The organism is uncultured Lutibacter sp., assembly GCF_947493565.1.
In the GTDB taxonomy this organism is placed as follows: domain Bacteria; phylum Bacteroidota; class Bacteroidia; order Flavobacteriales; family Flavobacteriaceae; genus Lutibacter; species Lutibacter aestuarii.
In genome coordinates this window covers 309,351-322,545 of sequence record NZ_CANLRG010000004.1, presented here as the reverse complement: position 1 = coordinate 322,545, position 13,195 = coordinate 309,351, and the positions used below count along the sequence as shown (strand labels likewise).

The window sequence follows — 13,195 nt, the reverse complement described above, 5'->3', positions numbered from 1 at the left end:
AAGTGGATCAACAGTTCAAGGAGATGCAAGTTACTTATGGAGTACAGGAGCAACGACTTCAAGTATAGAAGTAACAGCAGCAGGAGAATATACTGTAACAGTAACAGATTCAATAAATGGATGTTCATCAACAGAAACGGTAATGGTTAGTGAAGATACTACCGCAGTAGTTGCGAGTATTACAGGAAACGAGACTTTAACTTGTACCATAACAAGCGTTGTTTTAGATGCAAGTGGATCAACAGTTCAAGGAGATGCAAGTTACTTATGGAGTACAGGAGCAACGACTTCAAGTATAGAAGTAACAGCAGCAGGAGAATATACTGTAACAGTAACAGATTCAACAAATGGATGTTCATCAACAGAAACGGTAGCGGTTAGTGAAGATAACACAACTGTTAACGAGGTTGTAAATATTTGTGATGACCTATTTGATGGTTTCGGTAACCCTGTTCAAACAGTTGATTTAAATGATTATTTAAGTTTAGCTTCTGATACAAGTGGAACTTGGGAGGCAATAGATATTCCTAATAGATTAAATGGAAGTTTATTGGATGTTGTTGAATTAGAAAATGGCGAATATAGATTTAATTTTACGTCATCAACAGGATGTGTATCACAATTAACTGTAGTTATTGATTGTGCGGTATTAGCGTGTGTTACACCAGATGAAATATCCAAAGTAGTAACCCCTAATAATGATGGTATAAACGATACATTTAATGTTGGTTTAGTTGGTGCTAGTAGCTGTAAATATATTGTTGAAATATTTAACCGCTGGGGTAAAATGGTATATGAATCTAAAGATTATAAAAACACTTGGGGAGGATATCATAATAATTCAGGATTGACAATAGGATCAAGTGCAAAATTACCAGCAGGAACCTATTACTACATTGTTAAAGTAATAGATTCTGGAGGGCAATCTTTAGAGCCAATAACAGGGTATATTTATTTAGGAACTCATTAAAAAAACAAAAACTATGAAGCGATTAATTATAATAGTAGTAATGTTAACATTGGGATTTGAATATTCGAATGCTCAACAATTACCACAGTTCACGCAATATATGTATAATACAATTTCTGTGAATCCTGCTTATGCAGGTAGTAGAGATGCTTTAAGTATTGTAGCACTAAATAGAAATCAATGGGCTGGTTTTGATGGAGGACCTCAAACACAAACATTATCTATTCATTCTCCTTTAAGAAATGAAAAAGTTGGTTTAGGACTATCATTAATTAATGATAAATCAGGATTTGAAAATTTTACATATGTTTATGCAGATTTTTCTTATACACTTCAAGCTAGCGATGAAGTAGATGTTAGTTTTGGATTAAAAGGAGGGTTAACATATTATAAGTTAGCAGAAGAATTGTATAATGATACTGAAGTTAATCAAGATCCTTATTTTGATGAAAGACTTAATAGATGGAATTCCAATTTTGGTGTTGGTATATTATTTCATTCAGATAAGTGGTATGCAGGTTTATCAATACCTAAACTGGTAAATCATGATTTACATAATGATACTGAATATGCAGCTTTAGAAACCGTTCATTATTATGCCATTGGAGGGTATGTATTTGATTTAAATGAAAATTTAAAATTAAAACCTTCTTTTATGACTAAATATACTAAAGGAGCTCCTTTATCTTTAGATTTAACAGCCAACTTTTTATTTAATGAAACATTTTGGCTGGGTGGTTCTTACAGGTTTAATGGAGAACAAAGAGCTTTTGGTGCTTTAGTAGATTTTCAAGTTTCTGATCAGTTTAGAGTTGGTTATACTTATGAAATTCCAACAGGAGAAATTAGACCTTATACTTCAGGGTCTCATGAGATTTTGTTAATGTATGAATTTAAATTCTTGAAAAACAAACAAAAATCTCCAAGATACTTTTAACCAAATAAAGATGAATACTATGAGAAATATAAGACTTTTATTTATTGCTTTTGCTTTGATTGGCATTACATCAATGTTTGGTCAAACTGCAAAACAAAAAAGAGCTGACAGACAATTCGATAATTTTTCTTTTGTGAAAGCTATTTCAACTTATGAAAAATTAATTGACACGAGTTTTAATGAACGATATGCTATGCAAAAATTAGCTGACGCATACATAATGTTGAGACAGCCTGAAAATGCCTTGCCTATTTATAAAGAGGTTGTTAAACAAGAAAATGTACCATCTGAATATTTTTTATATTATGCTCAAACTTTAAGAGCTACCGGAAATTATGAGGAATCTAAAAAATGGATGAAGATGTATAAAGAAGCCGGAAATGAAAATGATTCAAGAGTTAAAAGCTTTTTTAAGAATGAAGATTTAGCTAGTGCTATTTTTAATTCAAAAGAAAAAAATACCTTACATACAGTAGATTTTAATTCTAAGTTTAATGACTTTGGTGCAGTTGCTTTAAATGATAAAGTTGTTTTTACATCGTCTAGAGATGAAGGAGTTGCAATTAAAAGACTCTATGCCTGGGATAAACAACCATTATTAGATGTTTATCAAGCACCAACTGAAGGAGGTACTGAAGAATCTATTACAAAGTTTTCTGATGAAATAAATACCATTCAGCATGATGGTCCAGTAACTTTCAATGCAGATGGAACCAAAGCTTACTTTTCTAGAAATAATTACCACGAAAGTTCAAAAATTAGTGATAGTAAAGGGGTGATGCATGTGGGTATTTATTCAGCAGATTTAGTGGAGGGTAAATGGACAAACATTAAGCCAACAAATTTAAATAACCCAAACTATATAGTGTATCATCCATCTTTAAGTAATGATGGTAAAACATTATATTTTGCTTCTGATATGCCTGGAGGTGAAGGAGGAACGGATATTTATAAGAGTTCTATAAATGAAGATGGATCTTTAAGTGCACCAATAAATTTAGGGAATATTGTAAATACTGAAGGTAATGAATCGTTTCCGTTTATTTATGGAGAGGATGAAACATTATATTTTTCTTCAGATGGCCATGTAGGTTTTGGACTTTTAGATGTTTTTGTTTCTATTAAAAATGAAAATAATGAAATTGTTAATGTAATTAACTTAGGAGAGCCAATAAACAGTAAAAAAGACGATTTTGCTTATTTTTTATCGAAAGATGGATTTAAAGGATATATTTCTTCAAACAGAAAAGGAGGAATGGGAGGAGATGATGTTTATGCATTTACAAGAATTCCACCTCTAACCTTAAAAGGTCAAATTTTTGATGCCATAAATAACGAGCCAGTTGCTGGAGCAAAAGTTGTTTTATCAAGAGAAAATGGCGAAGAATTAACGTATTTTATCACAGAAGAAGATGGAGCTTATGAACACTTAATTCCAAGGGATGAAAAATTTATTTTAAAAGGATCTAAAGAAAAATATCAAGATGCTATAAAAGAGTTTAGCTCATTTGGATTAGAAAAGAAAACTGAATTAATAGTTAATTTAAATATTCCAATGGCACCAATTGAAGATGTTGTTGTTTTAGCTGATTTAGAAACTATTTATTTTGATTTAGATAAGCACAATATTAGACCTGATGCAGCCGTTGAATTAGATAAGGTAGTAGCCTTAATGAACAAATATCCAGGAATGGTAATTCGTTTAGAATCTCATACTGATAGTAGAGCTAATGATGATTATAATATGAGATTGTCTAATAGAAGAGCTAAATCTACTTATGATTATATAGTGTCTAAAGGAATTAATGCTGACAGAATAACTAAATATGAAGGATTTGGAGAAACTCAATTAGTAAATAAATGTTCTAATAATGTACCTTGTTCTGAACAAGAACACCAACTTAATAGAAGAACTGAATTTATTATTATAAAAATGAAATAAAGTAAATAGCAGTCGTAAACTAATGATTTTGAATATACTACCGTTGTGGGGACGACAATTTTCTCAAGTTATTATTTACGGCTGTTTACTTTTACAAATTTCAATAAAAAAAGAAGCAATGAATCTCATTGCTTCTTTTTTTATTTATACTCAAAAATTTTGATATTATTTTACTAATCCAGCTCTTTTTAATAAAGCTTCATTTGTGGGTTTTTTACCTCTAAATTTAAGGTACAATTCCATTGGTTTTTCAGTGCCTCCTTTTTCTAAAATAAAGGCTTTAAATTTTAAAGAAGTTTTTTTATCAAATATGCCTTTTTTTCTAAATAAATCAAAGGCATCAGCGTCTAAAACCTCAGCCCATTTATAAGAATAATATCCAGAAGAATAGCCTCCTTGAAAAATATGTGCAAAAGAAGTGCTCATACAATTTTCTTCAACTTCCGGATATAGTTGGGTGTTTTTAAAAGCTAAGGATTCATAATTTTTAACATTAATAATCTTTGAAGGATCTTTAGCATGCCATGCCATATCTAAAATTCCAAAGCTTAACTGACGTAATGTTTGGATTCCTTCTAAAAAATTAGAAGATTTTTTTATTTTTTCAATAAAATCCATTGGAATAATTTCTCCAGTTTCAAAATGTTTGGCAAATAGATTTAAGGCTTCTTTTTCATAACACCAGTTTTCAAATAATTGACTAGGAAGTTCAACAAAATCCCAATATACATTAGTTCCAGATAAACTTTTGTAGGTGGTGTTTGCTAACATTCCATGTAGGGCATGACCAAACTCGTGAAATAAGGTTGTAACTTCGTTAAAACTTAATAAAGAAGGTTTTTTTTCTGTTGGTTTTGTAAAGTTACATACAATTGAAATGTGTGGCCTAGAATTTTCGTTATTTTTAATCCATTGTCCTTTAAAAGACGTCATCCAGGCACCATTACGTTTCCCTTCTCTCGGAAAAAAATCGGCATATAAAATAGCAATATATTTGCCAGCAGTATCGGTAACTTTATATGTTTTAACATCCTTATGATAAGTGTCAACAGAATTAATTTCTTCAAAAATTAAATCATATAATTTATTTGAAATTTCAAAAACACCATTAATTACATGCTCTAATTTAAAATAAGGTTTTAATTTTTCTTGATCAAGATCGAACAATTCTTGTTTTAATTTTTCAGAATAATAAGCGCTATCCCATTTTTGGATTTGTTCAATTCCATCTTTTTGTGCTAAATTTTTTAATTGTTGAAACTCTTTTTCAGCAGCTGGTTTAGCTTTAACAAGTAAATCATCTAAAAAATTAATTACTGTTTGTGGGTTTTCGGCCATTCGCTCTTCTAAAACAAAGTGTGCATGAGTTTTATAACCTAATAAATTTGCCCTTTTATGGCGAAGTTTTGCAATATTTAAAACAATATTTTCATTGTTATATTTATTATTTTGGAAAGCTTTAGAACCAAAAGCAACAGCCATTTTTTTTCTTAATTCCCTATTTTTTGCATAGGTTAAAAAAGGAATATAGCTTGGGTAATCTAATGTAAAAATCCAGCCTTTTTTCTTTTTTTGTTTAGCTGTAAATTCTGCAGCCTCTAAAGCGCTTTCAGGTAAACCTTTTAATTCTTCTTTGTTAGTAATATGAAGCTCAAATGCATTGGTTTCTGCAAGTACATTTTCACCAAATTTTAATTTTAGTTTAGAGAGTTCTGTATCAATTTTGCGTAGTTCAACTTTTTGTTTTTCATTTAGATTGGCTCCATTTCGAACAAAACTTTTGTAATTATTTGTTAGTAAAGTTTCTTGTTCTTTAGTTAAATTTAGTTCATTTTTAATGTCAAATATTAATTGAACTTTTTTAAAAAGTTGTTTATTTAACCTTACATCATTTGAAAATTCAGAAAGTAAAGGAGAAACTTCTTGTGCAATTTTTTGAATTTCATCAGTAGTTTCAGCAGAATTTAAGTTGAAAAAAATGCTTGAAACACGATCTAATACTTCACCACTAAAATCTAGAGCTTCTATAGTATTCTCAAATGTTGGAATCTCTTTGTTGTTTACAATTTTATCAATATCAGCTTTTGCAAGTTTAATGGCTTCAATAAAAGCAGGTTTAAAATGCTTGCTTTTAATTTTGGAAAAAGGAGCTGCACCGTATGGTGTATTAAAATTTTGTAATAAAGGATTACTCATATTATTATAGTAATAAAATTTAATTTTTTAAAATGAGTTTACAGATGATTGAACATCAAATAAAGTCTCTTTTGTTGGGTAGAAGTTATTTTTTAAGTTCTTCAGAAGCCTTTATAACCTTAACTTTTAACGCCTCTTTATATTCAATAATTTTATCTAAAACCTTGGTGTTGGAGCTTCCAATAATTTGAGCGGCTAAAATTCCAGCATTTTGAGCGCCATCAAGAGCAACAGTAGCTACAGGAACTCCACCAGGCATTTGAAGAATTGACAATACCGAGTCCCAACCATCTATAGAGTTTCTAGATTTCACGGGCACTCCAATAACAGGTAAAGGGCTCATAGAAGCAACCATTCCAGGTAAATGAGCTGCGCCACCAGCGCCAGCTATAATTACAGATATTCCACGTAAATGAGCGTTTTTTGCATACTCAAATAATTTTTCTGGTGTTCGATGAGCAGACACAATATCAACTTCAGTTTTTATATCAAAACTTTTTAAAATATCAATTGCTTGTTGCATAATTGGAAGGTCAGAATTGCTTCCCATAATTATTCCTACTTTACTCATAATTGTTTTATTTACTAATTACTCGAATGGTATTTTTAACGTTTTCTGCTATTTTTCTCGCTTCAGATAAATCATTATTTACAATGGTTACATGTCCCATTTTTCTGAAAGGACGTGTTTGTTTTTTCCCATAAATATGAGGAGTAACACCATCCATCTTTAATATTTCTTCAATATTTTGATACACTACATTTCCCGAAAAACCTTCTTCTCCTACCAAATTTACCATAATTCCTGCAACTTTACTATCAGTATTACCTAAAGGAAGATTTAAAATGCTTCTTAAGTGTTGTTCAAATTGACTGGTGTAAGAAGCTTCAATACTGTAATGACCACTGTTATGAGTTCGAGGAGCGACTTCATTTACAATTATTTCATCATCTTTTGTTTGAAACATTTCAACGGCCAACAAACCAATATGCTGAAAAGAGTTGGCTACTTTTAAGGCAATATTTCTAGCTTTTAGAGCCACATTTTCTGAAATTCTAGCAGGGCAAATAACATATTCAACTTGATTAGCTTCTGGATGAAATTCCATTTCAACTACAGGATATGTTTTAGTTTCACCATTTTTGTTTCTAGCCACAATAACTGCTAATTCATTTTTAAATGGAATTAAATCTTCAACAATACAATCGGTATTGGTTAATGAATTTAAATCGTTTTGATTTTTAACAATTTTAACGCCTGTTCCATCATAACCAAATTGAGCAGATTTCCATACAAAAGGGAAAGCTAAGGTTTCTTTTTTTAATTGATCTAATGATGTAAAACGTTTGTGTGGTGAAGTTGGAATGTTATTTTTAACAAAAAAATCTTTTTGTTTTCCTTTATGTTGAATAGTTTTTAAAACACTTGGCTGTGGATAAATTTCCAAACCTTCTTCTTCTAATTTTTGTAATGCTTCAATATTCACATGTTCAATTTCAATAGTAAGTAAATTTACTTTTTTACCAAAATTATAAACAGTATCAAAGTCCATTAAATCTCCTAGATGAAATTCGTTACAAATTTGTGCACAAGGAGCTTCATGTGTTGCATCTAAAATACAGGTGTAAATATCAAATTTTTGAGTTTCGGTTAGTAACATTTTTCCTAATTGGCCACCACCTAAAACGCCTAACTTAAAATTGGATGAGAAATAATTTTTCACTTTTAAAACTTTCGCACAAAAATAACAATCTGATTTTAATTAGATTGCTTTAATATTAAAAATTAGTAATAATTAGGGTTTTACTGTTAACGGTATTTACTTTATATTCTCTAGCAAATTGAGTATTTCCTGAAGTTTGAGGCGTACCATCAATAATACTATATTCACTATTATCGCAAGAACATTTTAATTTTAAACTTCCATCAAACTCCATTGGTGAATTACAATCGTTGTTTGGGCAAGCTCTTTCAAATGCTTTGTATTTAGGCGTAAGCCCTGTATTTTGTATAATAATTCCTTTTAAACCACCATTAGTATATGCCCAACCACTTGGAGTTTGTAAATTAATATATTGTGGTAAATCTAAATTTATAGTCACATTTACATCAATGTTAGGTAAAATATCTTGAGTGTCATTTTTTTCACAAGAAAAAAAAAGAAAGCATACAAACAATAATAGTAAATTTTTCATAGTTATGGTATGAAGTTTATTGGTAAACGATTGCAAGTTACAAATATTTTGTACATTTGTATAAAGTCTCATGCTGGTTGCCAGTTTTGAGATTTTTGTATTTATATAAATTAATTAGTTATGAGTAAAATTTCGTATTACACCGAGGAAGGAATGAAAAAATTGAAGGACGAGCTTGAACATTTAGAACGTGTTGAGCGTCCGAGAGTAAGTAATGATATAGCAGAAGCTAGAGATAAAGGTGATTTAAGTGAAAATGCTGAATACCATGCTGCTAAAGAAGAACAGTCTTTATTAGAACTTAAAATAGCAAAATTAAAAGAAGTTGTTGCCAGCGCTAGAGTGATAGATGAATCTAAATTAGATACTTCAAAAGTTTTGATACGTTCTACTGTAAAAATAAAAAATACAGTAAATAACATGGAATTTAAATATACCTTGGTAGCAGATTCTGAAACAAATATAAAAGAAGGGAAATTGTCTGTAAATTCACCTATAGGGAAAGGACTTCTTGGTAAAAAAGTAGGTGATTTAGCCGAAATACAAGTGCCAAGTGGCATTATGAAATTTGAAATTTTAGAAATTACTAGGGGGTAAAATTCTAATCATCTTTTATTGAAACCCCTTTTCAATTTTTTTATTGAAAGGGGTTTTATATTTTTGAATAAAAATACAATTATGAGTTCAATATTTACTAAAATTATAAATGGAGAAATACCATCTTATAAAATAGCTGAAAATGATGATTTTTATGCGTTTTTAGATATTAATCCTAATGCTAAAGGGCACACGTTAGTGGTACCAAAACAAGAGGTAAATAAGTTATTTGATTTAAATGAAGAATTATACAATGGCTTAATGAGTTATTCAAGAAAAATAGCAAAAGCTCTTGAAAAAACGATTGATTGTGAACGTATTGGTATGGCAGTTATTGGATTAGAAGTACCTCATGTACATGTACATTTAATTCCATTAAAAGAAATGGCTGATATTCAGTTTTCAAAAAAAGTAAAACTAAGTTCTAATGAATTTGAAGCCATAGCTAAAGCAATTTCAAATAATTTATAACTATTTGTTTAAGCTAATTAAAAAAGTAGTTCCTTTTTTAACTTCAGATTTTAAAACTACAATTTTGCCTTTGTGATAATCTTCAATAATTCTTTTAGCTAAAGATAAGCCTAAACCCCAACCGCGTTTTTTAGTAGTAAAACCAGGAGAAAAAATCTTTTTCTGTAAGTTTTTAGGAATCCCTTTGCCATTATCAGCTATTTTAATAAATACTTGTTTGTCATTTTCAGAAATTGAAAGCATTATTTTTCCTTTTCCTTCCATTGCATCTATGGCATTTTTTACAAGATTTTCAATAACCCAACTAAATAATTGCAGATTTAAGAAACAAAAAATTTCATAATGAACGCTTTTAAATTGAAATTCAACCTGTCTAGAACTTCTAGCTTCTAAATAATTGAATGCGTCTTGTGTTGCCTTTACAATGTTGTTTTGTTGAAGTACAGGAACTGAACCAATTTTAGAAAATCTTTCCGCTATAATATTTAATCGTTGCACGTCTTTTTCAATTTCTTGCACGGTGTTTTCATCAGTATTTTCCAATCTTAATAGTTCAATCCAGCCAAGTAAAGAAGATAAAGGTGTTCCAATTTGGTGAGCAGTTTCCTTAGCCATTCCAGTCCAAAGTTTATTTTGATCGGCAACTTTATTAGATTTAAAAAATAAGTAAATAACACTCGCAAATAAAAACAAAATAAGAATTAAAGCTACTGGGTAATACTTAAGTTTGGTTAATAAATCGGAATCTCTATAATAAATAAATTGCTGGGCGTTTCCTCTTTTATGGCTGACCATAATAGGTTCGTTTTGACCTTTCATTATGGAAAGTTGTTTTTTTAAATAGTTCTTTTTTTTGATTTTTAAAGTATCTAAATTGGACCAATCAGTAATGCTGTCTTTTTCATCAGTAATTATCATAGGAATATTACTATTAAAGCCAATAATATTAGTTTCTAAAGAAAAATCAGCATTTAAATCAAAAGTATTAAAGCGTTCGTATGCACCAGCTAAAATTTGCATTTTAGCTCTTTCTTCATTTTTAAATTTTTGAAAAAAGTCGTAAGTATTCCATAAAATAAGTGCTACAATAATAAAAGAAGCAACTATTACAGCCCAACGAACTATTTGTGTATTTTTATAGGAAGCCATTATTCAAATATAAAATATATGTAGCTATAACTTAAAAATAAAATCGATATTATTTTAAAATTGAAATATTTACATTTGTTAAAAAAGACTCATTCAATGTTAAGTATAAATCCACAAGAAATTACAATACCTAAATTACACGGATATTTATTAAGTGCGGTTGCACCTAGACCCATTGCTTTTGCAAGTACCGTTGATATTAATGGATTTCCAAATTTGTCACCATTTAGTTTTTTTAACGTGTTTAGTGCTAATCCGCCAATTTTAATTTTTTCGCCTGCTAGAAGGGTTAGAGATAATACCACAAAACATACCTTTGAAAATGTTAAAGTCACTAAAGAAGTTGTTATTAACGTAGTTAACTATAAAATGGTTCAACAAATGTCGTTGGCAAGTACAGAATATCCAAAAGGTGTAAATGAATTTGAAAAGGCAGGTTTTACCATGTTAGCATCTGAAAAAGTGAAACCTTTTAGGGTTGCTGAGTCACCCATTCAAATGGAATGTAAAGTAACTGAAGTTATAGAGTTAGGGAAAGAAGGAGGCGCAGGAAATTTAGTAATATGTGAAGTGGTAAAATTACATATACAAGAAGATTTAATAGATGCTCAAGGGAATATTAATCAACATAAGTTAGATTTAGTGGCTAGGGCAGGAGGTAGTTTTTATTCTCGAGCAAAAAATGGATTTTTTGAAATTCCTAAACCACTTTCATCATTAGGTATTGGGGTTGATACTATTCCAAAAGAAATAAGAACAAGTACCATACTTTCAGGAAATGATTTAGGGAAGTTAGGGAATATTTCTGCATTACCTTCAGCGGAAGATGTTAATAAGTTTGCAAAAGAACATCGTCAATTTGTTGGGATAAATACTTCAAAAAAACATACATTTGCCAAAGAATATTTAGAAAAAAACGATGTGCAAAGTGCTTGGAAGGTGCTTTTAATCAAATAATTAGTGAATATGGAAATAACTGGAAAAATTAAAAAAATTGATGAAACTAAAACTTATGGGGCTAGTGGTTTTAGAAAAAGAGAAATGGTGGTAACAACAAATGAGCAATATCCTCAAATGTTATTGATTGAATTTGTACAAGATAAATGTGATTTATTGAATAATTATGCTGTTGGACAAGATGTGAAAGTTTCAATAAACTTAAGAGGTAGAGAGTGGATAAATCCTCAAGGTGAAGCAGTTTACTTTAACTCTATACAAGGATGGAGAATTGAAGTAGCACAGGCTGAAGGTACTTCAGAAATTCCACCAATGGCGCCTGTTGATAACTTTGAAACTACTTCAAATATTGATGATAGTGAACCAGATGATTTACCGTTCTAAAAGGTAAATTTCAATGATATTTTAAAGAGAAAAGCTGATGTTTTTCTCTTTTTTGTTTCATTATATTTGTGAAAATTAATGACATGTTTTTACTATCTAAAGATTTAGTGTTTCCACCAGTACATTTAGCAAATGAAGATGGCATGTTAGCAATTGGAGGCGATTTATCTTCTGAAAGATTACTATTAGCGTATAAAAGTGGAATTTTCCCTTGGTTTAGTGATGGAGAGCCAATTGTTTGGTACAGTCCAAATCCAAGAATGGTTTTGTATCCAGAAAAGCTAAAAGTTTCAAAAAGTATGAAACAACTGATTAGAAAAAATAAATTTCAAATTACGTTCAATCAAAATTTTAAAGAAGTAATTACCAATTGTAAAATTATTGCCAGAAAGAATCAACCGGGTACTTGGATTACCAATGAAATGCAAGAAGCGTATATAAAACTACATCAAAAAGGGATAGCAAAATCTGTAGAAGTTTGGAAACAAAATGAAGAAGATAAATCTAAAAGAGAGTTGGTAGGAGGGTTATATGGCATCGATTTGGGAACTATTTTTTGTGGAGAAAGTATGTTTAGTAAAGTAAGTAATACCTCAAAATTGGCTTTTATTTACTTAACTCAAAAATTAAAAAGCAAAAACTATAAATTAATTGATTGTCAGGTTTATAACTCTCATTTGGCAAGCTTGGGAGCTGAAGAAATAGAAAGAGATCAATTTTTAACTTATTTATAAAAGTGTAATATATACAGGAAGTTCATTACCTTTGAACTTGATATACATAATATTAAAAATGGAAATAAAAAACGCACAACTTATAGTAGATAATTGGATTAAAAAACACGGTGTTCGTTATTTTAATGAATTAACAAATATGGCTCAATTAACTGAAGAAGTAGGTGAAGTGGCTCGTATTATTGCGCGTAGGTATGGTGAACAAAGTGAAAAAGAAAGTGATAAAAATAAAGATTTAGGAGAAGAATTAGCCGATGTTGTTTTTGTGGTGTTGTGTTTGGCAAATCAAACAGGGATTGATTTACAAGCTGCTTTTGATAAAAAAATGAATATTAAAACTGAAAGAGATCACGACCGTCATCACAATAATCAAAAACTAAAATAAAATGAATCAATATAAAAATAAGTCATTTGTTAAATTGGCGATACGTTTTACAATTATCTTTTTCATTTTTGTTGCTATTATTGAAATGGTATTTACCATGATAAAAAATGGCAGTTTTACTGCGATGGCTCAACAGTATTTTTCAATAGAAACGGGGCTATATTATTTTAAACGAATTGCTGTAATGTCAACAATTTATGGACTTTTTATGGCTGGTTATTATAAGTTTATAAAAAAATAAGCAACTAAATTATTATTTAACTGCTTATTTTTGGTA

Annotated in this window: 15 protein-coding genes; 10 read left to right on the top strand and 5 right to left on the bottom strand. The window is 29.8% G+C overall.

The window, feature by feature from the left end; all coding sequences use genetic code 11:
* The 3 genes from Q0714_RS07015 to Q0714_RS07005 form a co-directional block, all read left to right on the top strand.
* Positions 1 to 970: gliding motility-associated C-terminal domain-containing protein (locus tag Q0714_RS07015; RefSeq protein WP_298263777.1), on the top strand; the 970-nt coding region annotated here is incomplete at its 5' end.
* Positions 971 to 983: 13 nt separating this feature from the next.
* Positions 984 to 1,907, top strand: coding sequence for a type IX secretion system membrane protein PorP/SprF (locus Q0714_RS07010; protein ID WP_298263776.1), 924 nt, complete (start codon positions 984 to 986; stop codon positions 1,905 to 1,907).
* 19 nt (positions 1,908 to 1,926) lie between these two features.
* Positions 1,927 to 3,849 (top strand): OmpA family protein, encoded by a 1,923-nt coding sequence (locus Q0714_RS07005; RefSeq protein WP_298263775.1) that lies wholly within the window; start codon positions 1,927 to 1,929, stop codon positions 3,847 to 3,849.
* Positions 3,850 to 4,014: 165 nt separating this feature from the next.
* Here the strand turns inward: Q0714_RS07005 and Q0714_RS07000 are convergent, their stop codons facing one another.
* The 4 genes from Q0714_RS07000 to Q0714_RS06985 all read right to left on the bottom strand — a co-directional run bounded on the left by Q0714_RS07000 (position 4,015) and on the right by Q0714_RS06985 (position 8,241).
* Positions 4,015 to 6,045: a M3 family metallopeptidase gene (locus tag Q0714_RS07000; RefSeq protein ID WP_298263773.1), complete on the bottom strand. Its 2,031-nt coding sequence runs from the start codon at positions 6,043 to 6,045 to the stop codon at positions 4,015 to 4,017.
* 85 nt (positions 6,046 to 6,130) lie between these two features.
* Positions 6,131 to 6,616, bottom strand: coding sequence for a 5-(carboxyamino)imidazole ribonucleotide mutase (gene purE / locus Q0714_RS06995; RefSeq protein WP_298263772.1), 486 nt, complete (start codon positions 6,614 to 6,616; stop codon positions 6,131 to 6,133).
* 7 nt (positions 6,617 to 6,623) lie between these two features.
* Complete coding sequence (locus tag Q0714_RS06990; RefSeq protein WP_298263771.1) at positions 6,624 to 7,769, bottom strand: 5-(carboxyamino)imidazole ribonucleotide synthase; 1,146 nt, start codon at positions 7,767 to 7,769, stop codon at positions 6,624 to 6,626.
* 55 nt (positions 7,770 to 7,824) lie between these two features.
* Positions 7,825 to 8,241 (bottom strand): hypothetical protein, encoded by a 417-nt coding sequence (locus Q0714_RS06985; protein WP_298263769.1) that lies wholly within the window; start codon positions 8,239 to 8,241, stop codon positions 7,825 to 7,827.
* A gap of 120 nt (positions 8,242 to 8,361) precedes the next feature.
* Between Q0714_RS06985 and greA the strand changes: the two genes are divergently transcribed.
* Both greA and Q0714_RS06975 read left to right on the top strand, forming a co-directional pair.
* Positions 8,362 to 8,838: a transcription elongation factor GreA gene (gene greA / locus Q0714_RS06980; RefSeq protein ID WP_298263768.1), complete on the top strand. Its 477-nt coding sequence runs from the start codon at positions 8,362 to 8,364 to the stop codon at positions 8,836 to 8,838.
* Positions 8,839 to 8,919: 81 nt separating this feature from the next.
* Complete coding sequence (locus Q0714_RS06975; protein WP_298263767.1) at positions 8,920 to 9,309, top strand: HIT family protein; 390 nt, start codon at positions 8,920 to 8,922, stop codon at positions 9,307 to 9,309.
* On the opposite strand, the gene Q0714_RS06970 is transcribed toward Q0714_RS06975, so the two are convergent.
* Positions 9,310 to 10,458, bottom strand: a complete 1,149-nt coding sequence (locus tag Q0714_RS06970; protein WP_298263766.1) for a HAMP domain-containing sensor histidine kinase — start codon at positions 10,456 to 10,458, stop codon at positions 9,310 to 9,312.
* A 96-nt stretch (positions 10,459 to 10,554) separates the two neighbouring features.
* Here Q0714_RS06970 and Q0714_RS06965 point away from each other — a divergent pair, with 96 nt between their 5' ends.
* The 5 genes from Q0714_RS06965 to Q0714_RS06945 all read left to right on the top strand — a co-directional run bounded on the left by Q0714_RS06965 (position 10,555) and on the right by Q0714_RS06945 (position 13,159).
* Entirely contained in the window at positions 10,555 to 11,415 is an 861-nt protein-coding gene (locus tag Q0714_RS06965) for a flavin reductase family protein (protein WP_298263765.1), read from the top strand.
* A gap of 9 nt (positions 11,416 to 11,424) precedes the next feature.
* Positions 11,425 to 11,799, top strand: coding sequence for a DUF3127 domain-containing protein (locus tag Q0714_RS06960; protein ID WP_298263764.1), 375 nt, complete (start codon positions 11,425 to 11,427; stop codon positions 11,797 to 11,799).
* A gap of 83 nt (positions 11,800 to 11,882) precedes the next feature.
* Positions 11,883 to 12,533 carry a leucyl/phenylalanyl-tRNA--protein transferase gene (gene aat, locus Q0714_RS06955; RefSeq protein ID WP_298263762.1) on the top strand — a complete coding sequence of 217 codons (651 nt, stop codon included), beginning with the start codon at positions 11,883 to 11,885 and terminating at the stop codon, positions 12,531 to 12,533.
* 58 nt (positions 12,534 to 12,591) lie between these two features.
* Positions 12,592 to 12,918, top strand: a complete 327-nt coding sequence (locus tag Q0714_RS06950; protein WP_298263760.1) for a nucleotide pyrophosphohydrolase — start codon at positions 12,592 to 12,594, stop codon at positions 12,916 to 12,918.
* A 1-nt stretch (position 12,919) separates the two neighbouring features.
* Positions 12,920 to 13,159, top strand: coding sequence for a hypothetical protein (locus Q0714_RS06945; protein WP_298263759.1), 240 nt, complete (start codon positions 12,920 to 12,922; stop codon positions 13,157 to 13,159).
* Positions 13,160 to 13,195 lie beyond the last annotated feature (36 nt).

Excerpts from the sequence above, each read along its gene's own strand:
- aat (WP_298263762.1), top strand. The coding sequence starts at position 11,883 with ATGTTTTTACTATCTAAAGATTTAGTGTTTCCACCAGTACATTTAGCA.
- purE (WP_298263772.1), bottom strand. The coding sequence starts at position 6,616 with ATGAGTAAAGTAGGAATAATTATGGGAAGCAATTCTGACCTTCCAATT.
- Q0714_RS07010 (WP_298263776.1), top strand. The coding sequence starts at position 984 with ATGAAGCGATTAATTATAATAGTAGTAATGTTAACATTGGGATTTGAA.
- Q0714_RS06970 (WP_298263766.1), bottom strand. The coding sequence starts at position 10,458 with ATGGCTTCCTATAAAAATACACAAATAGTTCGTTGGGCTGTAATAGTT.
- greA (WP_298263768.1), top strand. The coding sequence starts at position 8,362 with ATGAGTAAAATTTCGTATTACACCGAGGAAGGAATGAAAAAATTGAAG.
- Q0714_RS07000 (WP_298263773.1), bottom strand. The coding sequence starts at position 6,045 with ATGAGTAATCCTTTATTACAAAATTTTAATACACCATACGGTGCAGCT.
- Q0714_RS07005 (WP_298263775.1), top strand. The coding sequence starts at position 1,927 with ATGAGAAATATAAGACTTTTATTTATTGCTTTTGCTTTGATTGGCATT.
- Q0714_RS06975 (WP_298263767.1), top strand. The coding sequence starts at position 8,920 with ATGAGTTCAATATTTACTAAAATTATAAATGGAGAAATACCATCTTAT.
- Q0714_RS06985 (WP_298263769.1), bottom strand. The coding sequence starts at position 8,241 with ATGAAAAATTTACTATTATTGTTTGTATGCTTTCTTTTTTTTTCTTGT.
- Q0714_RS06950 (WP_298263760.1), top strand. The coding sequence starts at position 12,592 with ATGGAAATAAAAAACGCACAACTTATAGTAGATAATTGGATTAAAAAA.
- Q0714_RS06945 (WP_298263759.1), top strand. The coding sequence starts at position 12,920 with ATGAATCAATATAAAAATAAGTCATTTGTTAAATTGGCGATACGTTTT.
- Q0714_RS06965 (WP_298263765.1), top strand. The coding sequence starts at position 10,555 with ATGTTAAGTATAAATCCACAAGAAATTACAATACCTAAATTACACGGA.
- Q0714_RS06960 (WP_298263764.1), top strand. The coding sequence starts at position 11,425 with ATGGAAATAACTGGAAAAATTAAAAAAATTGATGAAACTAAAACTTAT.